We start from the raw sequence: 25361 nt of genomic DNA on the forward strand, positions 1-25361 counted from the left end.
ATTAGTTGCTCCCATTCATGAGCAGCTGCTTAAGCGTCTTGAGATGCTTGCGTTCGCCCGCAACAATTAGGGTAGTATCCGCTTTGAAAATATAATCCGGTCCAGGATTGATGTGCTTGGAATCTTTTTCGACAGCTGCAATAATCGTCGTTCCGGTACGCTGGCGAATCTCCACCTGACCGATTGTTTTGCCAATGCAGCTAGCGCCATGCTCGACTTTGTACCATTCAATGGTGAGATCATCTAGAGCTACTTCAATCGTCTCCAGCGCTTTGGGCCTGTATGTCATGCCTCCGATGATGGCTGCAATCTGACGGGATTCTTCGTCGTCCATGGATACCATCGATACGCTATCATCCGGATCCTCGTAGTCGAAGTGGTACATCTCGCGTCTTCCGTCGTCATGAATGACGATGACGAGCTTATCGCCGCCTCTCGTCTGCAGCTGATATTTACGTCCAATGCCCGGCAAATCCGATTCTCTAATATTCATAGTGCCAACTCCTATTCGAATGTGTATTTGAATGTAGGTAGGGTTGTATGATGGCTATTAGAGAAAAGAATCACGTAAATCGATGTGAATTTAACGGGCATAAGAAATAAATCCTTTAGTTTTTGCGGAATAAAGGTTCGAAGGAAAGAAATGTGGACCGTTCTAACGTAGGTTAGAGCAATAATATACAAAGCGGCCATTTCCATAAATATCGTTACGACGGAAGGAGGCTTGAAGGATAATTGATGTCTGGTTGCTACATTATAATGGTTTTCAGTAATATGGGTTAGTGCGGTCTTCTCCCCATGCAGCTCATGAGGTCCTTCTGCTTTGAATGAGAATAAGGCAGCAGAAACAAGCAGTGCGCTTATCATGACGATTTTGAACCATTTCACCTGTATGGTGGATAGTCTTTGAAGCATCCGATTCATAGTGTCACCTCCTGTCTTCTATTTTATTATAAGGGATTGAGTCACAGATGTCACAGAAGCAGGGGAATCGGCGTGAGGAAATGTGTCCCATTCGTGACAGCGAGTATCGTAAAGTCTAGTCAGGATTGACGTTTGCGCGGATGGCAGTATAAGATGAATAAAATGTTTGGACCAGAGAGAGGAGTAATTCGAATGAGCTCACAAGAAAAGCAATTATCCCCAATCGTACAAGCTCTTGGCTTACAGCCGCATGTTGAGGGTGGCTGGTACAAGGAGCTGTGGAAAGCTTCGTTTGAAATTCCTCAAGAAGTGCTGGGGGCGCCTTATTCAGGACCTCGCTTCGCTGCATCGTCAATTTATTACCTGCTGCATCCAGACGAATTCTCAGAATGGCACACGGTTTATTCCGATGAGCTGTGGATGTGGCACTCTGGAAGTCCACTGTTATTGTCCCTTGGCGGTACAGCGGATGAGCCTGAGCTCAGGCAAGATATTATTATTGGCGGAGATGTCCTGAAGGGACAACAGCCGCAAGCACTGGTTCCGGCAACAGAATGGCAGCGGGCACGTCCGCTGGGCGATGAGCCAGTTCTCGTCTCTTGCGTTGTTGCACCGGGCTTCCATTATGATGATTTCAAACTGGTTAAGAAGCTTTAATCTATAGATAACTCAAATGTCCTGCAGGAACAACAGTTCTTGCAGGACATTTGTTGTTTAGGCAGGGTCGCTCCTCGATAGCTGTGCATAAACTGTGTATGTGAGGGGAACCTGCGATCATACATTCTTTTATTTGTCTGCCTGTAGTAGAAGATAAATATAACTGCCAAAGTGCATTCTTGATCTCATTTTGTTTCGAATAACGAGCCTATAGGCATAATTAAATGCATAATCGCAGGTATATTCATTGTTGCTCCACATAGCATCGTGAACAACTGTAGATTCGCATTCATCTAACGTTCGTGCAGAGACTTCTGCGTTCGAGGAATTGCTCGACTTGACTTAATCTGCTCGAATTCCTCTTCCGTCAATTTGCCTTCCTTCAGTAGAACCGCATCACGTACACCGATTTTACCGATATCATGCAGCAGTGCGGACTTGCGAAGCGTATCGATATCAGCGGCTTCCCAGCCTGCAAGGCTGCCGATCTGAACCGCGTATTCGGCTGCACGCTCAGAATGGCGGCTGTATAGTGAACGCGTCCGAATATCCGCCTGACAGATGTTTATTCCAGCTGTAATTGTAGATGTAAAATCATGGACACTATAAGAGAGCTGCTATATGATGGATTTTAGCTGGAAGGATGCCTTCCAAATAAGCATGGAAAGTTGAAGGGATCAGAAGCTATGCGTGAGTCCTTATGGACGAAAAATTTTATACTGCTCGCTTGCGCCAACTTATTATTGTTCATGGCGATCGAGATGCTGCTGCCTACACTGCCGGTGTTCGCTGCGAAGCAGGGAAGCAGTGAATCTCAGATTGGACTGATATTAGGCTTTTTCACATTCGCAGCCGTTATTGCCAGGCCGCTGGTTGGCGTTGGAACGAAGAAGTTCGGCAAGAAGGGACTCCTGCTCATCGGAGTGGCAATCTGCGTAATAGGGATGGCGAGTTATTATGCTGCAGCTACTCTGGCTGTACTGCTGCTGCTTCGTATCGTTCACGGGGTAGGGTTCGGGCTATCTACAACCTTATTCGGAACGGTTGTATCCGATACGATCCCAGCCTCGCGCAGAGGCGAGGGAATGGGCTTCTTCGCAACTGGGAACGCGATCTCCTTCTCATTAGGACCGTTTCTAGGCATTTGGCTGATGGAGCAATATGGGTTTCTAGGCTTGTTCGGGGTCGGAGTCATCATTCTGCTGCTGGCGCTCATCTTTACATTCTTCGTGCGGAGTACAGGCTCTGAGTCAGCAGCAGCTGCTGCTGTCAAAGCTCATACCGCTTCATCTTCATCCACATCCTCAGTCATGTCTACTATTGTGGAGAGAAAAGCGCTTGTTCCTTCAATAATGGGCATGATGGTCGGCTTAGCCTTCGGCGGTCTGCTCAGCTTCATTACACTGTTCGGCATCGAAACAGGAATTTCGAATATCGGCTTCTTCTTTCTCGTTGTAGCGATCAGTGAAGTATTGATTCGTTTTATTAGCGGACCGTTATTCGATCGAAAAGGGCGCTTCTGGGTATTGTTCCCTTCCGCCATCTTGTGTCTCATCGCATGCATCATCCTCTATTGGACGGATTCGATGGCGATGCTGCTGCTCGCAGGCGTATTCTATGGAGCAGGCTTCGGGGCCTTATTCCCGGCCCTGCAGGCTTGGGTGATCAATCGGGTAGAGCCGGATAGACGGGGCGTTGCTACGGCAACCTTTTATAACGCGTTCGATATCGGAATTGGCTCTGGAGCTATTCTGCTCGGCTTCGTGGCGACTTGGACGAATTATGCGACAATGTTCTTATACTCAGGCTTATTCTTTGTACTCTACATCGTGATGTATGTCATCTACGAATGGAAATATGGCAGGGCAGAAGAGTGACTTGAAGGCGTAGCATATTGTTGTTTTTACCAATAACTCGTATAATGGACTGAAATAATGCTTAATTATTCATGAACATATTCTCATGGCAGACAGCGGATGATTTGAAGGGGATGAATGGGTGGAGGAGCATAGCGACAAACGGATGAAAATGATTGAAGCGGCTCGTATGTATTACGAGCTCGATTACAATCAGCAGGAAATTGCCAAGAAGCTGGGCGTATCCCGGCCGACAGTCTCACGATTTCTACAGCAAGCGAAGCAGGATGGCATCGTTCAGATTCGAATTATGGACCCGGCAGCAGAGAATGATGAGCGCGCTCGTCAGCTGAAGGAAAAGTTCGGCTTGAAGGAGGCCGTTGTTGCTTCGGTTCCCAAATATGAAGATATTATGGTGAAGAAGGTAATCGGTGAAGCCGCAGCAGCGTTCCTGCACGAGACGGTGCGTGATGGCGATACGATTGCTGTAACATGGGGCACAACTCTATATGAGGTGGCCGTTCGATTACCGAACAAGCATGCGAAGAAAATCAAGGTCGTCCAGCTCAATGGCGGAGTGAGTCATTCGGAGACGAATACATATGCCTATGAGATCGCACAGCTATTCGCGAAAGCTTACCAGACCTCCCCATATCTCATTCCTCTTCCGGCTATTGTCGATCATGCTGTCGTTAAGCATGCCATCGAAGCTGACCGCCATATTCGTAAAATATTAGATATGGGCAAGAAGGCGAATGTTGCCGTCTTCACAGTAGGAGCTCCTACTGAGGATTCCGTGCTGATGAGAGCCAATTACTTCTCAGACGAGGATCTTGGCATTATTTTATCGCGCGGGGTAGGAGATATCTGCTCTCGGTTTATCGATATTACAGGCAAGGTGTGCAGTGAGGAGCTGGATCTGCGTACCATCGGCATCGACCTCGGCGAGCTGAGGAAGAAGGAATGGTCCGTGCTGGTTGCTGGCGGCCCAAGCAAAGTAGAAGCGATATATGGAGCATTAAGTGGACATTATACAAATACGTTAATTACGGACCAGATCACTGCACAGCATCTGCTTGAATATGTCCCTGAGGCATAGATAAATAGATAAATAAATGTAGCGGAGGAATGGATATGGACAGCCATACGAACTTAACACCGGAGGAAATCGCAGCTACGATCGATCATACTGTACTTAAAGCGGAAGCGACCAAGGAAGAGATCAAGCAGCTGTGCCAAGAGGCTAAGCAGTATAAGTTCGCGACCGTGTGTGTAAATCCAGTGTGGGTGTCGCTTGCCGCGCAGGAGCTGCAAGGCTCAGGTGTAGGCGTAACGACTGTGGCAGGCTTCCCGCTTGGTGCTAGCACGACGTTCGTGAAGGCTGCCGAAGCGAAGGATGCGGTGGCGAATGGTGCGACTGAGGTCGATATGGTTCTTAATATCGGCTTAATGAAATCGGGCGACTTCGCAGGCGTGAAGAGCGATGTGGCTGCTGTCGTTGCGGCTTGCAGCGGGAAAGCTGTCGTTAAGGTCATTCTAGAGACGGGCCTGCTGACGAAGGAAGAGAAGGTGCAGGCATGCCTCATCTGTAAAGAAGCTGGAGCGGATTTCGTGAAGACGTCCACGGGCTTCGGCAAAGGCGGTGCCACTGTCGAGGATATCACTCTCATGCGAGAGACGGTAGGCGCTGAGATGGGAGTTAAGGCTTCTGGCGGGGTTCGTGACCGCGCAGCTGCGCTTCAGATGATTGCCGCAGGAGCGACGAGGATTGGCGCAAGTGCGGGAATCGCTATCGTAACTGGAGGCACCGGAGAGGGCTACTAGAGGGAGCAATGGCTTATATTGCCCTTCCTATTAGGATTGACCCTATGTTCATCGTAAGATAGAATGGGGTAAAGCACAGTCGGCTCTGTCTTGAGCCGGCTTTTTTATGATTTCTTGCAGATATTCTATGGCACATGATGTACCGGATCAGTACTGCTGGTCGATCGGACGTTGATTATAGCAAGTGTATGACTTAACTAATGTGGGGTGAAAGATGGTTATTAAGGCTTCATGGAGGGAGCAGTGGACGACGGATGTGAAAGCGAATGTGTTAGCAGGGATAACAGCTACACTGGCGCTCGTTCCAGATTCACTGGCCTTCTCGTTCATGGCGGGTGTTCCGCCTATCGTTGGGATTTATGCTTCTATCTGTATTCTGCTCGTTATTACCTTCTTGGGAGGCAGACCTGGCATGATATCGGCTGCCGCAGGCTCGATGGCTGTACTCATGCTGACACTGGTGCAGCAGCACGGCATTCAATATTTGTTTGCAGCTACTGTGTTAACGGGGGTTTTGCAATTTTTCATGGGCGTGTTCAAGCTCGGGAAGCTGATGCGGTTCGTCCCGCAAGGCGTGCTGAAGGGCTTCATTAATGCGCTGGCGATTCTGATCTTTATGTCTCAGCTCAGGTATTTCCAAGGTGAGTCATGGATGATGTATACGCTCGTAGCGGCTGCTCTGGCGATCATTTATTTCCTGCCTCGTTACTTCAAGGCGATTCCATCGCCGCTAGTCGCTGTCGTCATGCTGACGATCGCGGTATGGGCATTCGGAATAGGAGGGGTCACTCGCATTGGAGATATTGCGGCGATTGATGCTTCATTGCCTTCTTTTCTCCTGCCGGATATCCCACTTAGCTGGGAGACGCTTATGATCATTCTTCCTTATTCTTTATCGTTAGCTGTTGTTGGTTACACGGAGACGTTGCTGACGCATAATATGCTCGATGAGATGACGGGGGAGAGGACAGACAAGAACCGGGAGATGCGTGGGCAAGGCGTAGCAAATATCGTTGCGGGCTTCTTCGGCGGGATGGCTGGCTGCGCGCTAGTAGCGGAGTCGGTTCTCAATGTGAAGATGGGCGGTCGCAATCGGTTATCGACACTAGTCGCAGCCGTGTTCCTGCTCCTGCTTACCGTGCTGCTCGGAGACGTGCTGGCGTTAGTGCCTATGGCTGCCTTGGTGGGCATCATGCTGATGGTGTGTATTGCCGTGTTCGATTGGAATTCCATATTCCGGATGAACCGTGTGCCAGTCTCTGAGACAGTCGTTATGCTGGTAACGGTAGCAGCTGTATTAATCACGCATGACCTTGCTATTGGTGTCATTGCAGGCGTGCTGGTCAGCTTCATATGGTTCGTGGTAGAAGCTTCCCGATTGCACGTTCATAGTGAATGGAACGGCTCTAAGCGGACGTACCGAGTTAGTGGACTGTTATTCTTCGCTTCAGCTTCGGAGCTAGAGGATAAGATTGAGCTTCATTGCGCGGCGAAGGAGGTTCATCTTGATCTGACTCAGTCGAAAATAAGGGATCATACGGCTAGTCTTGCTGTAGACAAAGCTATTGAGCTGCTGAAGAAGAATGGGAAACGGGTTACCGTTTCCCACTATGCCTCAGAGCAGCCCGGAGCTTCGGATGCCTTACCGCTGACAGCTAATCGTTAGATTCGCGGACAGCGATTGACCAGCATCAAGGACAACAAGCTCTTCTTGACGGTTCAGCTCACCGGTCATTGCCATCCATGGCTCTACGCATACGAATGGGCGACCTTCAACGGACCATAATACAACATATTTGAAAATATCTTCATAGGTCATTGTAACCTGTGCATCGCCGGCGACGGGGAACGCAATTGCCCGCTTGACGGGATCAAGCAGCGTAACAGATTCTACAAGACCTTCCAAATCGAATTCACCTAGGAATGGCTTCTCTATATTGTCGTTGTAATCCAAGTAGCGGGTTGCATCGGTGGTATAGTGAAGCTTTTTGCTATCTGTGTTGAAGTAAGGGTGGAAGCCTGCGTAGAAAGGCATAGCCTCTGACGACAGGTTGCGGTACTGCTGACGCGTATGAAGCTCTCCATCCTTCAGGGCATAGGTGAACACGAGCTCGAAGTCGAAGGGATAGGACTCTCTCGTCTGGGCGTTGCTGCGGAGCGAGATTGTAATGGAAGCCTCGCCTTCTGTGCTCGTATCGACTACATCCCAGACGGCTGTACGAGCCACGCCATGATTCGCCATTTTGTAGGGCTTGCCGTTCCATTCATAGGAGAGCTCCTCCAGCTGACCGCAGATCGGGAAGAGGATGGGGTTGCCGCCCCGAATGTTGGCTGTAGGGTTCTCGAATGTTGCCTGATCCAAATAAAAGAGCTCTAGACCATGAAGCTGGCAGCCAATGACGATGCCGCCGCGCTCCGGACAGACGCGAATGCGCGAGTCGGTGCTTGCTTCGATTAATTCATAAATCGTATACGTTTCCTTCGTATTCGTTACTTGAAAGTTTCCCATGTCTTATCCTCCACTAATGTCTATATTCTTTATCGTAATTATGCTATGAAGCAGCCTATCCGACTAAATCATATCATATTTCTTCCAATAATTTAAAAGCTAGTTATCACCTAAACATAAAGAAGAGGCCATCCTAGGATGACCTCTTCCCATCATGCTTATTTATTCGGCTGCTGCGTCAGTTGCAGTAGCGTCAGTGTCAGTTGCTGCTGTATCATCTGCAAGGGTGTTGGTAATCTCCGCTTTCGTGCGGAGCTCCTCCATCCAAGTTGTCGACAGCTCGCTTACTTGTTGAGTCACAAGCTGCGTGCGAATTTCTTCCTTTTTATCTTCAAAGGTAGGGGTAGTCGCATCTTTATGATCGGTTTTCTTGATGATGTGGAAGCCAAAGCTGGACTCTACTACACCGCTAAGCTGATCAACGTCAAGTGCGAATGCTGCTTCTTCGAATGCAGCGTCCATTGCGCCTTTGGCGAAGAAGTCGAGATCGCCGCCATTGTCTTTCGTTGCTGTGTCTGTTGACTTTTCTTTGGCAAGAGTAGCGAAGTCAGCGCCCTCGTTCAGCTGCTTCAGAATATCCTCAGCCTCTTCCTTCGTTCCAACGAGAATATGGGATGCGCGGATTTGCTCCGGAGTCGCAAGCGATGCTTGGTTCTCGTCATAGAATTGCTGAATTTGCTCATCTGTTACTGTAACCTGAGGCTCCAGTATTTTGCGGATTTTCACCTGTACAGCAGCGTCCTCTTTGAGGTTGTCCATTGTCATGCCGTATTGAGTCAGTGCGTTGTTGAGCGCCTCCTCAGAACCGAATTGAGTCTGAAGATCCGTGATTTCTTTATTGATGTCCTCTTCTGTAACCGTAACGTTAGCCTCTTCAGCAGCTTGATCAATCAGCTTTTGGGTAATCATGTTCTCAACGGTTGAGGCGCCGCCTGCTTTGACCAGCTCATCGTAGAGTGCATCCTTCGTAATCTCTTCGCCGTTAACTGTTGCAACTGCTTCATTGCTGCCGCCGAATGGCGGTTTGATCAGTACAATAACAAGTACTACAGCGAGTACAGCAGCGATGGCAATCCATACTTTGCCGCCGGAGCTCTTAACTGGTTGTGCAGGTTGCTCGCTTTGAGCGGATGTATGAGCGGATGCGGTTGACGCCGCTTCCCCTTCAATGATCGTATCATTCTCAGATGTCGTTTGTTCCTCGTTCGCAGCCTCTACTAGCTCGTCATCTCTTTTTTGCTGCGAGTCTTTGTTTTCCATTTTAAATGAACTCCCTTCGACAAAAACACACTTTATTTACAATCTCCACCTACTATATCAAAAGATTTTACAAAAAACCTTAATCTAAAATAAAAAAATGTTGCAAGAATTTTTATTTCGTATAATGGTATAAGTATATAGAAAGTGAATAAGCAATGAACAGAATCTGGAAGGACACAGGACGGGGGGATGACTTGGTTTTATTAGATGGGAACTACAACAACGGTGTTGTTCTTCTTTCTTTTATTATTGCAGTTTGCGCGGCATATTCAGCGTTGAATTTTGTATACAAAATAGCACGTTCTCATGGGAAGACACAGGTTGGATGGATTTTTGCGGCAGCGTTCGTTATGGGCAGCGGCATTTGGACGATGCATTTCGTAGGAATGATGGCTTTTCATATCGACATGGTTGTCAGCTACAGCATACCGATTACGGTCGGATCGATCGCGGCAAGTATTTTGACTTCATTCTTGGCTTTTTATCTCACTTTATCAAGTCAGACCAGCAGGGTCAGACTGATTAGCGGCGGACTCGTTATGGGTGCAGGCATAGTTGTGATGCACTACACAGGAATGGCTTCCATGCAATCGCCTGGCCTGTCAATCACCTATAATTCTTACATCTGGACCTTATCAGCACTCATAGCGGTGGTAGCTTCATGTGTTGCGCTCTATTTATTCCATAGATTCAGTAACAACAAGTATGCGAGTCTCGCCAAATGGGCAGCCTCCGGCTTGCTAGGGTTTGCGGTCTGCGGTATGCATTATACGGGAATGTCGGCCGCTTCCTTCTGGTGCGGGGACCCGGCTTCCATAGTGGGGGCAGGAGAGACTCCGATAAATATAGCTCTGCTGATTGGGGTTACCCTCGTCATTCTATTGATTATGCTGGTTACCTGGACTGCCGTTTATTTTGACCGCAACGTGCTTGAGAGAATGGCCTACAGTGATCCGTTGACCGGTTTATTGAATCGACATGCGATGAATCGGTACTTTAATGAGAGCACCAATGAAGAGCATCAGGACGTTTTCTTCTTTCTGGATCTGGATCAGTTCAAGATCATTAATGATACGCTTGGGCATGATATTGGCGATTTGCTGGTACAAGCTGTAGCAAGTCGTCTGCAAGCCCATTTGAGGACGGGGACTGAGGCCTTCCGGCTGGGCGGAGACGAATTCCTATTCATCGCTTCCGGGATCAATCAAGCAGAAGCGGAGCAATTGGCACAGAAGCTGCTAGAAGATATCCGTATGCCCTATTTAATAGAAGGTAATGAGCTATATATTACGGGAAGCATAGGCATCAGCTTGTCTCCACAGCATGGAACCAAGCGGGCGACTCTGCTGACGAAGGCAGACACAGCGATGTACCAAGCCAAGCGGCTGGGCAAGAATCAATACTGCTTGTACAACGAGGAGCTCGATAAGAAGATCGTTAGAAGGATGAGATTGGAGAAGGATATGCGTGTTGCGCTTGCTCACGAGCAGTTCGTCATTCATTATCAGCCAAAATGGAACGCTAGCATGAATTGCCCTTATGGGGTGGAAGCCTTGTCTCGCTGGCTTCATCCTGAGCTGGGACTTATCGCGCCGGATGAGTTCATTCCGATTGCCGAGGAAACGGGATTAATCATTCCGTTAACACGTTGGGTGCTTGGACAAGCTTGCCTGGACTGTATGGCCTGGAATGAACGAGAGCAGATCGCCCTTAGTGTATCGGTCAATTTGTCAGTGAAGGTATTCGACAGCCAGAACCTGCTTGATATGGTCGTGAAATCGCTGGAGACAGCGAATATGGAGGCAAGCTTGCTGGAGCTGGAAATTACGGAAACGATTATTATGAATAATGTTGAGAACGTCATTAAACAGCTTATCCCCTTGAAGGAGATGGGGGTCATCATATCCATGGATGATTTCGGATCAGGCTATTCTTCGCTAGGCTCCATTGATCGAATTCCATTCCATACGTTGAAAATTGACAAGCAATATATGGAGCAGAGCGCCTCTCCTGCCAAGAGAGCTATCGTAAATACGATTATTAGCCTTGCCAATGAGCTCAATCTCGGAATTGTAGCAGAAGGGGTAGAGACCGAGCAGCAGATTGAATTCTTGAAATCGGCAGGCTGTAATCTAATGCAAGGGTATTATTTCAGCAAGCCGATGCCACGCAAGGAGTTAGATCAATGGCTCGCACAGTTGAATCAATCCGAGCTTGTTTCTGTTTCTAACGGATAACGGTTAAGTATGCATAACTAAGGTTAGGACAGTAACCTTCAAGTGGGCTGTAACGGATTAGGAGGCGATGGGTGTTGCGTGATTCTTATAGAGTAGTACTTAATCTAGCTCTCATAATGGGTATGTCACTGGCTATGTACCTCGGACTCCGTTCTATGGATGCATGGGACATTAACATTCATTCCTTACATGGGCACTTCAATATTGTGAGTATCGTATCGCTCATTGCTCTAACACTTGCGGTAGGAATAGGAATCATCGCCACGCGTCTTAGAAACCTGAAGATGAGTTTTCTATCGCTCTCCTATGTGTCTTTGGCTGCGCTATTCGTCGTACATGGGCTAGCCACTCCAGGCTTGCTCATGCACGAGTATTCCATAACGGGAAGCTCGGCTCAACTAAGCGTTCTACTGGCTGCCTTCTGGTTAGGGCTGTCAGCGGTTTCCTCTGAACGCGCCCTTATTCAGTGGTTCTCCCGCTGGCAGCGTTGGCTTGTCCCTGTGTGGTTTGTAACGCTGCTCGTAATCTGCACATCCTTGTGGGTCTTCGCGAAGCACCTGCAGACACTACCTCTACAGGGGGCTCCCTTCAAGGTAGGAGTTACGCTCGTCATATTTGGATTGAGTGGCTGGACGATGTACCATTATTTGCAGACCTACCTTGCATCAAGGTTCCCATTGCAGCTTGCAATCGTATACAGCGCTGGTTGGATGTGTCTGGCACAGTTCATTCTCGTTACCAGTCAAGCTTGGAACTTAAGCTGGTGGAGCTATCATCTGTATCTCGGAATATCTCTTGCAGCTGTATTACTCGGTATCTTTATGCAATATAGAACCTCAGGCAGCCTCGTAGTCTCTTTGAAGCAGCTGTTCCAAGGCAACCCTTTCGAATGGATACGGACGTATATGTCGCCTGCTGTCAAAGAGCTGATTCTAACGACAGAATCAAGAGATGCTTATACTGCGGGTCATAATTATCGCGTAGCTCTCTACGCGCTTAAGCTGGCTGAGGAGATGAATGTATCAGCAGTTAAGCTTAGAGCAATCGCGCAAGGTGGACTCGTTCATGATGTAGGCAAGCTCACGATTCCGAATCATATTCTGAATAAGCCCGGCAAGCTGACCGATGAGGAAAGGGCTGTCATTCAGAAGCATCCGATTACTGGCTATAATCTATGCAGCAGGCTTGGATTTCTCCAAGAGGAGCTGTCGGTTATTCGTTCGCATCATGAACGCTGGGATGGCACAGGCTATCCCGATCAACTGGCAGGTAAGGACATCCCTTATCTTGCTAGAATAACGGCGATTGCTGATGTATACGATGCGCTCACCTCAACTAGATCCTATCGTGCTGCTATGTCACATGAAGAGGCTTTGGAGCATCTTGCTAGAGAGCGGGGCAAGCACTTCGATCCCGAGTGCGTGACTGCTTTTCTGAAGCTTGCGGATGAACAGAGGGGGTTCTTCGAAGAAATGCTAAGCACGAATAAGCTGGAGACGCTCACGGCGGGCGTAGTTCGGCAGACGGGGATGTAAGACTTCATCACCATAGTGTTTAAAGTCTTTTTTTGCCCAATAGGATAGGTCTCATGGCCGTAACTCTATTCTTTACATCATTAATGTTCTAAAGTAAAATCAGACACATATAACTTCAAAAATATGGTTTATGGCAGCATTTGTAAGAAATGAACCCTAACTGTAACGTGAGGCTCCATACGTTATATCGTTAGGGTTTTTGTATAGGTTGGCGGTGTGCGGAAGGATCATATCTCTATGGATTGCAGGAAGGAGTAATCGGCGTGAATCAGATGTCACTCAGAACTAAAAGTCTGCTGCTAATCGTTGTAATCTCATTCATCCCTCTACTCTTGGCGGGAATAAGCAATTATTGGAGCATTAAGCAGGAGTGGGTGGAATCGGCTATTGAGAGTGAGACCAGTCAGTTGAAGGGTGCAGCCACCCAGCTAGCCTCATGGCTGGCTATTCGTAGAGCGGAGGTGCTGGTGATGAGCCGCACGGATAGCGTCCGGTTCGGAACTGATGAAGAACGACTGCAATATTTCAATAGAGAGATGATTCGCTCAGGGTATACCTACCATTCAATTGGTTATATTCAGATGGACGGTACTGCCATACGAACCGATGGAGTGCCTATTAATGTATATGATGAACCATTTTTCAAGGACGCGCTCAAAGGAAATGTTATCATTACCGATCCCTTGAGGTTTTCTCAATCCCAAACGAAGCGTACGTATATTCTAGTTCCTATATATGGGGAGCAAAGACAGGTTACCGGTATCGTCTACACGTCTATACTAATGTCGAAGCTTGAGCCTTATCTTGAGGTAGATAGCAATACGTCCAAGATATTGCGTTTGTTCGATTCGAATGGCACTATTCTGTATTCCTCTGAGACAAAGGAATGGGGGGCAGGAACGACGATCTTCGATGAGGATACCAGCTTGCATGAGCTTGGGGACAAGCTGCTGAACCGTACGGGGTATGAAGAGGTTAGCTATGGCGATACGGAGCATGTCATTTTCTATGAGAAAGTGGATGATGGCTCGGGGTGGCGGCTTGCTCTGGAAGAGCATAAGTCTGATCTGCTAGAAGGGATCAAGCCGTTATTCTGGCGTATATTTATGACGATCGGGCTGTCTGAGATTATTATCGTTATTCTATTCTTCCTGTTGTTCGCATCCATTGTGAAGAGACTTGAAGGTATACTTGCCGTTACTGAGCTGGCAGCTGCTGGTCGGTTCGAGGTGAAGCATCTATCCGAAGTGCCGAGTGATGAGGTTGGTAAGCTTGCTGCCTCGGTTAATGGGATGATGGAGCGATTGAAAGAAATGTTCGAGAGGCTCGAGGCGATTATCAATCAGAATCAATATGCATTCATCGTACTGGACGAGCAGTATCGTTTAGCCTACTTGAACAAAGCAGCAGAAGAGCTGATCGGCTATACCAATGCAGAAGTAGTGGGGCATGCTACTCCGCTATTATTCATGGATCCAGATGAAATTCGGAGTGAGGCGGAACGGCTGTCACTGCTCTTCGGAAGAGAAATAGCTCCAGGGCTCGAGGTGTTCAAGGAGCTTCGCAACGAGCAATTCTCTTATGAGCGGGAATGGACCTTCATTAATAAGAATGGGCGCAGAATTCCTGTGCTTCACAGCTCTAACGGTCTAAGGGATCATGAAGGCAAATTTACTGGGGTTGTCGGGATGGCCTATGATATATCAGAGCGCCTTCAGGTGGAAAAGTCACGTAATCGGCTGCTTGATATTGTTGGCTCGGCCAAGGATCTTATTGCTTCTGTAGATAGCAGGGGCAGAATTATTTATATGAATAAGGCTGGCAAAGCTATGCTCGGCTTGTCATCTGGACAAAGACTAATGACTTTTAAGAAGCACATGAACCCTGTTATCTATAAAGAGGTTATTAATGGTGCCAGGGCAGCAGAAGAAGTAGGCTACTGGGAAGGGGAAGCAGAGCTGCTGACCTCTTCAGGAGAGACGATCTATGTGTCCACAGTCATCGTAGCTCATCCGAATATTCGCACTGGAGAGCTGTTCTTCTCTTGCATAGCGCGTGATATTTCTGAGCAGCGAATGATTCAGGAAGAGCTGATCGGAGCTACGCGCGAAGCGGAGGAAGCGAATACGACGAAGGGGAAATTTCTTGCTCTGATGAGCCATGAGATTCGTACACCGCTGAACGGCATTATTGGATTATCGCACTTGATGCGCAGGACACAGCTCACTGCATCACAGCAGGATTATATGAGCAAAATCCATACGTCATCAGATACGCTGCTTCGTATCATTAACGATATTCTGGACTTTTCCAAAATCGAATCCGGCAATGTCGAGGTCGAGCAGCTTGCCTTCAAGCCTGAGGAGCTCATTAGCCGGTTAACCGATCAGCTTAGCATCTTCATGGGAGGCAAGGAACAGTTCGAGTTCATTGTCGATGTTCCACTTCAACTGCCAAGTAAACTGCTAGGTGACGCACTGCGGCTCGAGCAGATTTTATTGAATTTATGTATGAATGCGATTAAGTTCACGAATCAGGGCCGGGTGCTGCTGAAGCTGGAGATTGTAGCGGAGTTCAAGGAGCAGATGAAGCTTCGCTTTATCGTAGAGGATACAGGAATCGGAATGACAATTATGCAGCAAGCCAAGCTGTTCGTTCCATTCACGCAAGCGGACACCTCTACAACGAGGAAATACGGGGGAACGGGGCTCGGTCTAGTTATATCCAACAATCTTGTAGAGATCATGGGCGGCAAGCTTGATGTAGAGAGTAGACTTGGACATGGCAGCAAGTTCAGCTTTATTCTAAGCTTCCCGATAATAGCGCCTGCCTCTCTAGATATCCATACGCTTAGTGAAGAGCTGGTTGAGCAGCCTATCTGGATTGTGGAGGATAACCAAGATATGCGCCAGCATTGGTGCTCAATGGTGGAATCCTTCAGGTTGACGCCCGTTCCGTTCTCCTCTTGGAAGGCAGCCAAGGAGAGACTGCAGCGGATCGGAGCAGGCGCTATGCCGAAGATCATTATGCTTGATATGGAAATGCCAGATATGTATGGCTTAGAGACTTGGCTTGATTTTCACGAGAATGCAGCCGCCGCGGGCGTGAAGACGATTGTGCTTACGACAACCTTCGGCAGAGATGAGATGCAGCAGATGCCTGATAGCGATCGGCCTGAGGCTCTGCTGACGAAGCCTATTTCTCGGCTGTCCATGTTCCAGACCATTAGCGGTGTTCTGGATGAGCAGTCCGGCCATTCGCTGCCGCTTGACGGGATAGGAGAGGCAGCCGCAGCTCATGAGCTGAATGGGAATATACGAATATTGCTGGCCGAGGATAATCCGATTAATCAGCTGGTTGCAGTTGAGATTTTGAAGGAAAGAGGCTTCGAGGTAGGGGTAGCCCATAATGGCCTTGAGGCAATGGAGCTTCTCGAGAAGGAGCTATGGCATCTTATTCTGATGGACATTCATATGCCAGAGATGGATGGGATGGAAGCGACGCGGGTGATTAGAGGCAAATCCAGGTATGATCATGTGCCTATCATAGCGGTAACGGCTAATACGCTTCGTTCTGACCATGAGCAGTACATCAGCATGGGGATGAATGATGTTGTTACGAAGCCGATAGAGGAGGGTCAGTTGTATTCTTCCATTATGTATTGGCTTCAGAGAATGGGACATGAGCCCCAAGTGAAGGGCTGGACAGGGAAGCAGCAAGTGGGGGCCCGCTCGATGCCGCTCCCGGCAGTAGAAGGGGTAGATTTGAGCTCGGCCCTTGCCAGGGTTAATGGAAAGCTGCCTATTCTCATTCATATGCTGGAGCAGTTCCAACGGGATTACGAATCGTTCTCCAGTAAACTGCTGAGCCGCTTGGAGAGCGGTGAGATTGTAGCTGCCAAGCGGATGGTGCATACGCTCTTAGGGGTATCAGGCAATTTGTCTGCCGCAGGTCTGACTGCCGCTGCTTCTGGCCTTAATCAGCTTTTAAGAGATGAGCATTGGCAGGATTTGGATTGGCAGCTGCTGGCGAGTAGGCTTGAAGAGGAGCTGAAGTCGATTCTAGTATCATTGAAAAAAAGCGAGGGGCAATATTTCGACAATATTTCCTAACATTTTTCTAACAAATTATTGAAGATGTTAACAGCAGTATTGTATAGTAAAGATATCAACTTATTTCGACAGAATTCTTCATTCCCAATAAGGGGTGGCGCCAGTGTATAAAGTTTTAGTTGTAGAAGATGACGTCATGATGAGTGATATGCTGTCTATGTATTTGTCAGAAGAAGGTTATTCGGTGAGACAAGCGGGGAATGGTACAGATGGACTGCGAACAGCGATAGATTTCGATCCGGACATTGTTTTGCTCGATCTTATGCTTCCTGATATGGATGGTATGACGGTCTGTACTCATATTCGAGAAAGATCGAATGTTCCCATTATGATATTATCAATGAAAAGTGAGGTTTCAGAACGAGTTCAAGCTCTAAAAGCCGGTGCGGATGACTATATGTGCAAGCCTTTCAGCTTACATGAGATGGCTGCTAGAGTCGAAGCATTAATTAGGCGGTCACACCTTACTATAAATGAAACGGGGGGTAATGAAGACACAGAACCAGTCGATGAGGATCAGAATCCCATTCAGCTGGATTTAGAACGCAGATTGCTTCTAGTCAGAGGAGAGCTGGTAGAGACGACCTTCTCTGAATATGAGATGATGAAGCTGTTCCTGGCGTATCCGGGGAAAGTATTCAGCAGGGAAGAGTTGATTAATGCGATTCGTGGGTTTGATTCTTTTGTCACGGACAGAGCCATTGATGTGCATATTGTGAATCTGCGTAAAAAAATTGAGCAAAATCCGAGAGAGCCCAGGCTTATTCGCACCGTATGGGGCTTCGGGTATAAGTACACGAGTGAGAATAAGGACCTTAGCCTGAATCACAACTGAATTACAACTGAACGTATAGCCCTGAATAGATATGACTAAAGACCATCTTCTGCGGAGATGGTCTTTTTTTTCTATGGCTAAAGAGTGAATCATACAGTCACCTAACAATCTCCTAAAGGGGATCCCTGAATTTTTCTAATACTTATATGGGACTATAGTAGCAGGCTTGAGCGAAGGATGGTGTTAGCGTGCATGGGCTAATCGGTTTTAATAAGAGGCAAGAGGTTTACGGATATTTGGAGGAAGCCATTAGCAGGGCGTTGGTTCTGAATAGACGAATTGCTGTTGTCTTTATTCATATGGATAGATTTAATGATTTGAATGAGGCTAAGGGAAGGACGTACGGCAATAAAGTACTAATGGATATTGGCGAACGCCTTGTTAAATTCAATGAGGGCACTACGGCGGTATGTCAAATGGGAAGCTGTACCTTCCTGGCCATTAAGGAAATGGGGAACGAGCAAGGAGACTTCCCGCTCGCCGTAGAGGAATTGAAATATGCTGCAGAATATCCCTTCGAGGAAGCTGGAGAAGAGACTCATTTCACGGCAAGTATAGGAGCAAGCAGTTATCCGCTGGATGGGCAGTCCAGTGAAGAGCTAATCTGCCGGGCAGAGACGGCGTTAACACATTCATTAAGGCAGGGGGAGAATAGAGTTTCCTTCTATTGCTCGGAGAAGTCAGAACAGATTTGTCGGGCGCTCCAGATTAGCTCCTCCTTAAGGACTGCGTTATATTCGCAGCAATTCCATATTAGCTTCCAGCCGATCTACCGAGTGAATAACGGAAGACTGAAGGGCTTCGAGGCTTTGCTGCGCTGGGAGCATCCTGAGCTTGGGTATATTAATCCATCTGAATTTATTCCGATTGCCGAGCAGAATGGCATGATTATACCAATTGGCGATTGGGTCATTCGGGAGTCCTGTCGAATGCTGGCTAACATGCAGCAGTATGGATTGAAGGATCTGAGGCTGTCCATCAACCTATCCTACTTGCAGCTGTTGGAAGATACCTTGCTGCCAAGTATTAAGCATGTATTGAATGAGACAGGTCTAGAGCCTTCTTGTCTAGAGATGGAGATAAAGGAGAGTGTGCTCATGCACTCCTCCGATAAAACCCTTATGGCCCTGACGAAGCTGCGTGCCGAGGGCATTCGAATCATTCTGGATGATTTCGGCAAAGGTTATTCATCTTTTGAGAATTTGCAGAAGCTGCCGATTAACAGTGTTAAAATAAGCAAGACATTTATTCAGAAAATTGACCGAAATCGCTCAGAGAAGCTTATTGTTGAAGCCCTCATTGATTTGTTGCATAAGTTTGAGCTCGAAGTTATCGCAGATGGTGTGGAGTATGAGGAGCAATACGAGCTGCTGCGAAGCTGGCAATGCGATTATGTACAAGGACTGCTGCTCGGACAATCGATGCAGCTTGATGTACTCGATTTATCTATGGTTCGCAAATCCCCCTCCCTCTAATTCCGCTTAGCGGATCACAATAATAAACATCCCTTACCGGTTAGGTAGGGGATGTTTGGTGTAGGCTGCGTAAAGGTCAGCATATCCGCCCACCTGGGGCCAGTAGGAGCAATAATGCTGCATAAAAGTCAGCATGAACATAGCCCCATACGAAAAGAGCCTCCCGCCCATGATGAACATGGATGGAAGGCTCTTTAACGCATGTCTTGCAATTGTAGTCATACTTTTGGTGTGGAGGTTCTAAGGTGTGGCCTGACAATTGCAAGACAAGCGAGATTGCGGGTTACTTAGCTAACCTCAAGATACAGCTTCGTTCCGTCATTATATTGGAAAATGGCGACATCTCGAACAACTTCTACCTTCGTTATTCGTTTCCATTTTTTTCGGAAGTCAAAGTTAAATTCCATCTCGAGTAATTTATGATGAAGCTGTTCAACAGACGTCGCTTGTTCGGTAGTGTAATAAACAGGTACAGAACGACTTTTGAAGGTTATGATTTTCATCATGGCCTCACACACCTCCGCTCGTTTTTTCCTATTCTACCTTAAACGTTTTAGCCTCTTATGAAACAGCCATGAGATTAATGTTTAGATTGCTAACATTTATCTAATAACAGGGAAATCCAACGGGTTTAACTAGAAAAACTGCTGTATTTTCTTTTTTTGTAGTGACCATGTCCATAATGACGCGGACGATGCTGAGGCGGGTAATTGGACCTTCTATAATCACTGCTGCTATATCGGTTGTATCCACGGCTTTTTCGTCCAGAGAGTGAATATAACAAACGTTGAAGCAATTGCCTAATCATAATGTAACCTCCTTAATAATATACGTGGTAATGTTCATACTACGTCTGTTCAGCTAGGATGGTTTCTATATACACGTCTATTATTACTCTGAAACGTACAGCATATAGCGTTCGTAAAAGCTGTCATGGAGGAATGGGGGGATCTATTGTGTGGGTAGCGAGGACCAGAGAATGGATGCATATGGTGCTCAATAATTGGCGTGATTATCCGCTCAGAGAAGGCTCTATCTGGGCTAAGCGCTATGAAGTCGAGCAATGGATCGGGATGGGCAGCTACGGCCAAGCTTATCGATGCAGGGATATAATGACGGGCAAGGTTGTATTGGTCAAAGGCAATAAGCCAAGTAAGGGAGAGCTGGGAAGATTGCTTCTGCGGAGGGAGAGTCGTATTCTGCAAGCTCTTGAGCATCCTCAAATACCTAGCTGGCTCGATTATATAGTAGATGGTAACAGGGAAGCTCTTGTGATGGAGCTAGTCGATGGCCATAATCTAGAGCATATGATCCACGAGCAGGGACGAACCTATACGGAGGTTGAAGCGCTAGTGGTTATGAAAGAGCTGCTCGCTCCGCTGAGCTATTTGCATGAGGCAGGCTTCGTGCATAGGGATGTGCGAATTCCGAATGTCATGGATCGGGCTGGCAGCATTGTTCTCATAGATTATGGTCTGTCGTGTGAGATAGGGGAGCAGCTGTCCGATCATCTGCTTAATGGACTGAGAGAGGCCGCACAAGACGATGAAGAAGCAGGAAGCTGGGCAGCAGTCAAACAGCGGATGCGCGATCCTGCTCCATCAAGCGATTTGTACGGTCTGGGACATTTGTTTCTATTCCTCATGTATGCAGGCTATGAGTATGCAGAGGATCAGGTGGAATTAAGTTGGGAGGAAGAACTCCAGATCAGGCCGGAGGTGCGGCAATTCGTGCGCAAGCTGCTGATGAGTGAGAATGAGACATATTTGTCGGCGTCAGAATGCTTGAAGGAGCTGAATCAGCTCCTTATGTGAACAGCAGGTAATGAATAAGGGCTATGATTGCAAGATGGAGCGGATAGAAGCTGCGCCAGATGATCCGGGGCACCGTAATTCGATCAGCAGCTCTTAGAAATTTAGGCAGGTAGATGATGATAAGAGTTGCGAACAAGCTGAAGAGCTGTATGGCCCAGCCTTGATAGAATAAGAAGACAATATTTAGTACAAGATGGAGGGATACCATCCACCTTGGTGAAGCATAGCGATAGATAAGGACTAGAATGGGCAGATAAGCCCCATAGCTGCAAGGAATCAGCTCAACAGCAACGATGACTAACAAGGCAATACCGATCTGTATGGCGAGACTGCTCGCATATTTATCTAGTAAACGCAGTAAGAGCAGGCATACGAATAAGGTTCCGACGGTATTCACTTCATAGGTCCCGAATGCTAGAGAGTAAGGGATCTGAGAAAGAGCGGCTATCCCGAGCATGCGCCATATATATCGGTTCACATTCTGGGTCCGCATATAGCCAAGCATTAATGCGTAAGCATATAAAGGTAGAGCCAGTCTGCCAATCACACGCCAGGTGGAGTCATTAGGAAACCATACAACACCAATATGATCTAGCAGCATCGTAATCATTGCTATGATCTGCATGCATTCACCTCATCCTCAGGATGGGGATATTATAGCATAAGCAGGATAGAGCAATGAATAGCTAGACTATCCGGGCGTTCTTATTAGCTTGAGCGTTCGGAAGGAAAGAAGCTACAAGCCTGCATTCTTTTGTAATCGCCGCGCAATCTGCATGAAATCCTCAGCGGAAATGCCCGGAGCGAATTCCTCAGGCACCTCCTCCAAATCGGGTACAGGCGCACCCTGCGGTGTTCCTTGAATGACCTCAAGCGGAGCCCCAGTCTGTGGATTGGTTCCGTTCCAGATGAGCACGATATCCTTATAATCATCAGGGCTGAACGTATATAGCTTATTGCCAAGCCCCTGCGCCTCGAACTTACGAGCTGTATCGAACGCATTATTGCTAAGGTTAGGGATAGGGATCATCTTCTTCATGTCGACGCCGGTTGCCATCTCTAGCGCTTTGGCATAAGCGAGCACATGGACCCCACCGCGTACGAGCAAGTAACCGATCATTTCACGTGCTGTAGGATGAGTTGTCATCTCGTAGACTCGCATCTTATGCGTTCTGGCACCGCATTCGAGGAAGAAGTTATGCAGCAGATCAAGGATTAGATTGCCGCTGCTGAATACATTGTCACCAGACCAAAATTTCCCCATGGAATCCATAGGCAGAGATGTCTGTGCCGAAGCTATGAAATGATAGGTGTTTCTTTTGTTAACGGCGTCTTGAAGCGGTTCAGAATTGGGATTGCCAGGGCTGGTCGAGCCCGTCAGCACCATATTAATGGCTGTTGACACAAGCTCAACATGGCCGAATTCCTCTGCCGTAATGCTGGATACCAGGTCATAGAACGGCTTGAGCTTTTTTTTCTCACGGAAATTGAAGGACTGATACATATAATTGTTCAAGGTTGACATTTCACCATACTTACCGCCCAGCAGCTCCTGCACAGCCGCCGCTGCATTGGCGTCTGCATACTTGGAAGGGGGAAGTTCAATCTGAAGCTTATTGATCCGTTGGAACACGAGTGAATCCACCTCATTCCTTCACTAATGTATATTTGTATCTGTATGATGAAGCAGGCGGTTCTAGACCGAATATGTCAAGTAGGACAGCCTTTTGTCGAAAAGTGGATAGCATGACTTGTTAAAGGAAGGCAGAAGGCTGTTCTTTAAGGTGTAGAACCTTAGAGACAGCCTTCTGTGTGTTCCTAGGGAATCCATCGCTATGAATCAGGCAGCCGCCGTTTCGATAGGGAAGGCCGGATCATATATTAATAGAGGAAGCTCTTATATCCCCCCCGGAGCTTCTATTAACTTCATGAAAAGGTAGTGATGCGATGGAATGGGGAGAGCTATTGAAGCTGATTGATCCGAAGCTGATGGTTGTCGTGGTAGCCTGTTGGGTGATCGGGTATATCCTTAAGCAGACGCCGAAAGTGCCAGATTGGACTATTATATATGCGGTAACGATAGCAGCTATCATTTTCTCTATATTCACGTTGGGCTTCGAGGTGCAGAGCGTCCTGCAGGGTATTCTATGCGGAGCTGTTGCGGTGTATGGGAACCAGCTGCTCAGACAGACGATAGAGGCTGCATCGAAGTCGAAAGGGAATGATGAAGATGCAAGCTAGAAGCGCAACAGATGTGTTCGGAATTGACGTTAGCCGCCATCAAGGGACTATTGATTGGAAAAAGGTAGCTGCAGCAGGTGTGAAGTATGTGTTTATTAAAGCAACGGAGGGCGCCAGCTACACCGATCCGAACTGTCGAGCCTATACCGCTGGAGCTGTCGGGGCAGGACTCCCCATCGGCTTCTACCATTATGCAAGACCTGAGAACAATGGGGCGAAGACAGAAGCAGCGAATTTCGCAAAGGTGACGAGCAGCTATAAGCATCAATTCCCGCTCGTGCTCGATGTCGAAGGAGAAGCCTCGAAGCTGGGAAGGAACAAACTGACGCAGTGGTGCCTGACATTCCTGCAGGAGCTTAAGCGTCTGACTGGACAAGACGGCATGATCTACACAGGAGCGAGCTTCGCCAAGTCCTATCTCGGCTCCGAATTGGGGGCCTATCCGTTATGGGTTGCGCACTACAATGTAACAACGCCGATGGCGAATCCGACATGGAGCAGGTGGTCTGTCTTCCAATACAGCAGCAGCGGCTCTGTGGCGGGGATTAGCGGCAATGTTGATATGAATGCGATGGTTGAAGCTTTCTATAAGAAGTATACAGTGGAGGAGGAAGTGCTGGTGCTGCAAGCAGAGGATGCGAATAAGATCATTGCGTTTTTGAAAGCAGGGTATAACGCAACAACGAGTCCAGAAGCACGCAAGGAATTCAATCGCTTGGCGAATGAGCTTCGTAAGGCAAGCGGGCAACCGGTGGAATAATGAACAGTGGCGCAGCCTTCCGTCTAACGGTAGGCTGCGCCACTGTTCATTGAAGAGAGTATAGCCAGCTACTGCTGGATCACGCCGCAAGCGATTCTGCTGCCGGAATTACCGGACGGATCTGTCTTATAATCATCCTCTTTCTCGTGGATGATTATAGAGGTACCACCCGTCCGGAGCAGGGAATTGGCAGCATCCTTGGACAAGGTTACGTTCTTCGAAACAATGTTCACGTCGACCGTTCCGTCTGCGCCTACAGTAATATTAGGCAAGTCACCGTCATGAAAGCCCTTCGGATTGTTGAAGCCATGCTCCTTATTGCCCGAGTTCAGATGGGCACCAGCCGAGTCGAACCCAGGAGCTTCACATTTGCCAACAGCGTGGAAGTGGATGCCATGCGTGCCCGCGGGCAGGTTAGCAGCTTTCACATGGACATGGACGCCGTCATGCTGCTCGGTTATGGAGGCAGAACCGACGGACTCGCCTTTGCTGTTAATCATATTGACCTTCACCTGGGTGGTGGTCGTGTGATGTGAGCTTGCGTAGACTTCGCTGGACAAGCCGAAGCTTGGAGCAGCAAGGCTGCACATTAAGCACAAGATCGCAATGCGTTTTTTCATAAGATCCTCCTAAGCAGCATATTTTGTCCATCCTAGTATTTACCATAATCTGTGCAGTTATGCATGGGGGCCACTTATCAGTGAAGTCTGAAGTCTATACGTTATTGCAAGGATAGCGATTGTATGTATCGCCCCGGTTACTTGTCCATACGTTCATGCGCATCTGGAATAGAATAGAGCAGAACGAGTGAGAGGGGGGAATAAAGTGTCTGCTAAATCAAAAGTAAGTTTTGCGAACTTGAAAAAGGTAGGCGGAGCTAAACGATCGGCTCGTATCTCTAACAACTGTAGCTGTGGTAAACATGATAATTGGGAGCACAAAAGCTGCGGACGTAGAGATCCGGCTGTAGAAGGCGTGCAAGATGCAGGTAAAGAACTAAGTAAAATATTCAGTCGATTGAAAGATGAGGATGTGGCAGAGAAGCTTGTAAAAGCGATTCGCTGTCATGATGCAAGAACGATTCAAAGAATTATCGGCTGTGACTGTAGAGTGGTTAACTTCTTCTGTACACATCGCTCTGATTGTGTTCGTATCTGTTGTTCATTCGGTAGAGACCATGATGTAACAGTATCCTTCGATATTTGCATTAAACGCGAAAGCAATAACCGCAACCGTGGCTGGTGCTAAGGTTAAGGCGTCGAAGTAAGAATTAATTTTAGAAAAGACAGCTCTGATCGGTCATTACAAATGACCAGCAGGGC

The 25361-nt window shown here is 47.7% G+C and carries 22 protein-coding genes and 1 pseudogene; 14 read left to right on the plus strand and 9 right to left on the minus strand.

The genetic code is table 11. From position 1 onward, the window contains the following. Nucleotide 1 precedes the first annotated feature (1 nt). Nucleotides 2-493, minus strand: a complete 492-nt coding sequence (locus AC6ESP_RS18230) for a cation:proton antiporter regulatory subunit (RefSeq protein ID WP_497098160.1) — start codon at nucleotides 491-493, stop codon at nucleotides 2-4. An 11-nt stretch (nucleotides 494-504) separates the two neighbouring features. Continuing rightward, nucleotides 505-924, minus strand: a complete 420-nt coding sequence (locus AC6ESP_RS18235) for a hypothetical protein (protein WP_497098161.1) — start codon at nucleotides 922-924, stop codon at nucleotides 505-507. A 192-nt stretch (nucleotides 925-1116) separates the two neighbouring features. Between AC6ESP_RS18235 and AC6ESP_RS18240 the strand changes: the two genes are divergently transcribed. Further along, nucleotides 1117-1581, plus strand: a complete 465-nt coding sequence (locus AC6ESP_RS18240; protein ID WP_497098162.1) for a cupin domain-containing protein — start codon at nucleotides 1117-1119, stop codon at nucleotides 1579-1581. Between the two features lie 341 nt (nucleotides 1582-1922). Here AC6ESP_RS18240 and AC6ESP_RS18245 read toward each other — a convergent pair. Further along, nucleotides 1923-2102: pseudogene (locus tag AC6ESP_RS18245) on the minus strand (HD-GYP domain-containing protein); the annotation flags it as partial. Nucleotides 2103-2249: 147 nt separating this feature from the next. Between AC6ESP_RS18245 and AC6ESP_RS18250 the strand changes: the two are divergent. From AC6ESP_RS18250 to AC6ESP_RS18265, 4 genes are all read left to right on the plus strand, one after another. Continuing rightward, the gene (locus AC6ESP_RS18250) at nucleotides 2250-3458 is read left to right on the plus strand and encodes an MFS transporter (protein ID WP_497098163.1); all 1209 of its coding nucleotides are present in this window, start codon (nucleotides 2250-2252) and stop codon (nucleotides 3456-3458) included. Nucleotides 3459-3603: 145 nt separating this feature from the next. Further along, on the plus strand, nucleotides 3604-4536 hold the full coding sequence (gene deoR / locus AC6ESP_RS18255) for a DNA-binding transcriptional repressor DeoR (RefSeq protein WP_497098164.1): 933 nt from the start codon (nucleotides 3604-3606) through the stop codon (nucleotides 4534-4536). A gap of 35 nt (nucleotides 4537-4571) precedes the next feature. Continuing rightward, nucleotides 4572-5261, plus strand: a complete 690-nt coding sequence (gene deoC, locus AC6ESP_RS18260) for a deoxyribose-phosphate aldolase (protein ID WP_497098165.1) — start codon at nucleotides 4572-4574, stop codon at nucleotides 5259-5261. A gap of 214 nt (nucleotides 5262-5475) precedes the next feature. Beyond that, complete coding sequence (locus AC6ESP_RS18265) at nucleotides 5476-6927, plus strand: SulP family inorganic anion transporter (protein WP_497098166.1); 1452 nt, start codon at nucleotides 5476-5478, stop codon at nucleotides 6925-6927. On the opposite strand, the gene AC6ESP_RS18270 is transcribed toward AC6ESP_RS18265, so the two are convergent. Together AC6ESP_RS18270 and AC6ESP_RS18275 are read right to left on the minus strand one after the other, a co-directional pair. Then, nucleotides 6904-7770: an aldose epimerase family protein gene (locus tag AC6ESP_RS18270; protein WP_497098167.1), complete on the minus strand. Its 867-nt coding sequence runs from the start codon at nucleotides 7768-7770 to the stop codon at nucleotides 6904-6906. The two genes, AC6ESP_RS18265 and AC6ESP_RS18270, sit on opposite strands and share 24 nt — an antisense overlap. A gap of 162 nt (nucleotides 7771-7932) precedes the next feature. Further along, nucleotides 7933-9030, minus strand: a complete 1098-nt coding sequence (locus AC6ESP_RS18275) for a peptidylprolyl isomerase (protein ID WP_497098168.1) — start codon at nucleotides 9028-9030, stop codon at nucleotides 7933-7935. A gap of 155 nt (nucleotides 9031-9185) precedes the next feature. On the opposite strand from AC6ESP_RS18275, the gene AC6ESP_RS18280 reads away from it, so the two are divergent. From AC6ESP_RS18280 to AC6ESP_RS18300, 5 genes are all read left to right on the plus strand, one after another. Beyond that, nucleotides 9186-11267, plus strand: coding sequence for a bifunctional diguanylate cyclase/phosphodiesterase (locus AC6ESP_RS18280; protein WP_497098169.1), 2082 nt, complete (start codon nucleotides 9186-9188; stop codon nucleotides 11265-11267). A 74-nt stretch (nucleotides 11268-11341) separates the two neighbouring features. Further along, on the plus strand, nucleotides 11342-12802 hold the full coding sequence (locus AC6ESP_RS18285) for an HD-GYP domain-containing protein (RefSeq protein ID WP_497098170.1): 1461 nt from the start codon (nucleotides 11342-11344) through the stop codon (nucleotides 12800-12802). 272 nt (nucleotides 12803-13074) lie between these two features. Further along, nucleotides 13075-16914, plus strand: coding sequence for a response regulator (locus AC6ESP_RS18290; RefSeq protein ID WP_497098222.1), 3840 nt, complete (start codon nucleotides 13075-13077; stop codon nucleotides 16912-16914). A 103-nt stretch (nucleotides 16915-17017) separates the two neighbouring features. Continuing rightward, complete coding sequence (locus AC6ESP_RS18295; RefSeq protein WP_497098171.1) at nucleotides 17018-17749, plus strand: response regulator transcription factor; 732 nt, start codon at nucleotides 17018-17020, stop codon at nucleotides 17747-17749. A 188-nt stretch (nucleotides 17750-17937) separates the two neighbouring features. Continuing rightward, entirely contained in the window at nucleotides 17938-19224 is a 1287-nt protein-coding gene (locus AC6ESP_RS18300; protein WP_497098172.1) for a putative bifunctional diguanylate cyclase/phosphodiesterase, read from the plus strand. A gap of 287 nt (nucleotides 19225-19511) precedes the next feature. Here the strand turns inward: AC6ESP_RS18300 and AC6ESP_RS18305 are convergent, their stop codons facing one another. Next, nucleotides 19512-19730, minus strand: coding sequence for a hypothetical protein (locus tag AC6ESP_RS18305; protein ID WP_497098173.1), 219 nt, complete (start codon nucleotides 19728-19730; stop codon nucleotides 19512-19514). Between the two features lie 450 nt (nucleotides 19731-20180). Between AC6ESP_RS18305 and AC6ESP_RS18310 the strand changes: the two genes are divergently transcribed. Continuing rightward, nucleotides 20181-21038: a serine/threonine protein kinase gene (locus tag AC6ESP_RS18310; protein ID WP_497098174.1), complete on the plus strand. Its 858-nt coding sequence runs from the start codon at nucleotides 20181-20183 to the stop codon at nucleotides 21036-21038. Here AC6ESP_RS18310 and AC6ESP_RS18315 read toward each other — a convergent pair. Both AC6ESP_RS18315 and AC6ESP_RS18320 read right to left on the minus strand, forming a co-directional pair. After that, a complete protein-coding gene (locus AC6ESP_RS18315) occupies nucleotides 21031-21663 on the minus strand; it encodes a TraX family protein (RefSeq protein ID WP_497098175.1) in 633 nt (210 codons plus the stop codon). The genes AC6ESP_RS18310 and AC6ESP_RS18315 overlap by 8 nt on opposite strands. Nucleotides 21664-21774: 111 nt before the next feature. Beyond that, nucleotides 21775-22671, minus strand: coding sequence for a manganese catalase family protein (locus AC6ESP_RS18320; RefSeq protein WP_497098176.1), 897 nt, complete (start codon nucleotides 22669-22671; stop codon nucleotides 21775-21777). A gap of 314 nt (nucleotides 22672-22985) precedes the next feature. Between AC6ESP_RS18320 and AC6ESP_RS18325 the strand changes: the two genes are divergently transcribed. Then, the gene (locus AC6ESP_RS18325; protein WP_497098177.1) at nucleotides 22986-23279 is read left to right on the plus strand and encodes a phage holin family protein; all 294 of its coding nucleotides are present in this window, start codon (nucleotides 22986-22988) and stop codon (nucleotides 23277-23279) included. Continuing rightward, nucleotides 23260-24039, plus strand: coding sequence for a glycoside hydrolase family 25 protein (locus tag AC6ESP_RS18330; protein ID WP_497098178.1), 780 nt, complete (start codon nucleotides 23260-23262; stop codon nucleotides 24037-24039). Before AC6ESP_RS18325 ends, AC6ESP_RS18330 begins: the two co-directional genes overlap by 20 nt. Nucleotides 24040-24107: 68 nt before the next feature. Here AC6ESP_RS18330 and AC6ESP_RS18335 read toward each other — a convergent pair whose 3' ends face one another. Continuing rightward, nucleotides 24108-24659, minus strand: a complete 552-nt coding sequence (locus AC6ESP_RS18335; protein WP_497098179.1) for a superoxide dismutase family protein — start codon at nucleotides 24657-24659, stop codon at nucleotides 24108-24110. A 205-nt stretch (nucleotides 24660-24864) separates the two neighbouring features. Here AC6ESP_RS18335 and AC6ESP_RS18340 point away from each other — a divergent pair, with 205 nt between their 5' ends. Next, nucleotides 24865-25287: a hypothetical protein gene (locus AC6ESP_RS18340; RefSeq protein ID WP_497098180.1), complete on the plus strand. Its 423-nt coding sequence runs from the start codon at nucleotides 24865-24867 to the stop codon at nucleotides 25285-25287. Nucleotides 25288-25361 lie beyond the last annotated feature (74 nt).

This window comes from Paenibacillus xinjiangensis (genome assembly GCF_059686975.1).